Annotated in this window: 2 protein-coding genes; one reads left to right on the forward strand and one right to left on the reverse strand. The window is 45.6% G+C overall.

The features are described from left to right. Positions 1-746, reverse strand: a 746-nt coding sequence (locus R7Q47_RS23995; protein ID WP_318089677.1) for an MFS transporter, incomplete at its 3' end; no start/stop codon positions are given. Between the two features lie 106 nt (positions 747-852). Between R7Q47_RS23995 and R7Q47_RS24000 the strand changes: the two genes are divergently transcribed. After that, a partial coding sequence (locus R7Q47_RS24000) for a LysR family transcriptional regulator (RefSeq protein ID WP_318089679.1) occupies positions 853-1,570 on the forward strand: 718 nt, incomplete at its 3' end.

Raw genomic sequence — 1,570 nt, forward strand, 5'->3', positions numbered from 1 at the left:
ACCGGAACGTTATGCGGCGCACTAACCAAACGAAAGCCCATCACTGAGTAAAGATTGACGAACAACGCAAAGTTAAGCCCGCCGATGAGCATTGCAAACCAAACCCGCTGATTTCGGAAGTGACCAATAATGGCGCGATTTTGGTGTCTTAAGCTGCTGGATGACGGTGTGAAGTTACGTTGTTTTGGCAATAAGTAGTGCACGCAGATTACGCCAATCAGTGTTACAACCATCATGACTTCGATGGCGACATCGACACTAAAGTTATCCGCTAACAAACCGCCGCTAATACGTCCTGCGATACCACCTAATGAGTTTGCTGCAATGTAAGTACCAATGGCCATTGAAAATGCGTGCTTATCAAGTTCTTCTGCCATGTATGCGACGGCACCAGCGGCAAATGCGGCTAAAGCGATTCCGATTAATGCTCGGCATGCCACCAAAAATATAAATGAGTCTCCGAGTAGCATCAACGCAGAAATGGCAGGAATAGAGAATAAGCCAACCATCATGACTGGCTTACGACCAATGGATTCGGACAAGACCGCCATTGGCACCAAACTGAATGAAAGCGCTAACGTTGAGGCAGCAAACAACCAGTTAACCTGCGTTTCTGAAATGGAAAACAGCGTTGCGAAGGTCGGCAGCATAGGTTGTAAAAGGTATAGGTTAGAAAAAACCAAAAAAGAACCAAGCGCCAGAGATAGCGTAATGCGTTTGTATTCCGGAGTACCAAAGCTGACCATGTTTCCTGCCTGATAGGAGCAATAAAGGAGATTGTGATCAATCTATCAGTTGGATATGGATTAAAAAAATATATTAAAAATATGGATACGATATATTTTTGATCTTATGGAATCGAAACAACTGAAACATTTTCTGGCTGTCGCTGAGCATGGCAATATCACCCACGCAGCTAAGGCACTTCATATCGCGCAACCAGCGTTAAGCATTTCGATAAAAAAATTCGAACAGTCACTCGGCGTGACGTTGTTTCGTCGTGAAGATAAGAAAATCAGCCTAACGAAAGAGGGGGAAACCTTACTCATTCACGCGCAGCGAGTGATTCAACAACTGCACGATGCGCAATTAGCGATTGATGAACTAAAAGGTTTAGCGAAAGGAGAAGTTCGCCTCGGCACGCCTTCTATGATGGGGAGTTACTTCTTCCCGCGCATCGTGATGGCGTTTAAGAGTCAGTTTCCCGATCTAAAACTGACGCTTGTTGAGGCTGGCACTCAGTCTATTCGTCGAATGTTGCTCAATGGACAACTCGATATCGGAGTGATCAGCTGTGACGACGTACCTGAAGATCTAGAAACGGACCATTTGTTCAGCAGCCAAATGGTGGCCGTTGTTGCTCCCGAGCATGAGCTAGCGCAGCGCGAAGCCATAACGTTTGATGAGTTTTTCGAGCATGAATTGGTGATGTTTCAGCACGGATATTTTCATCGAGAATTCTTAGACCATGTCAGTGAAGAGCACGGTTTCAGCATGAAATCTTCCTTTGAAACCAACTTGCTGCCTCTGATATTGAGCATCGTCAGGCAGGAGTTTGCCATTACGGCTC

Source organism: Vibrio sp. Vb0349 (genome assembly GCF_033338975.1).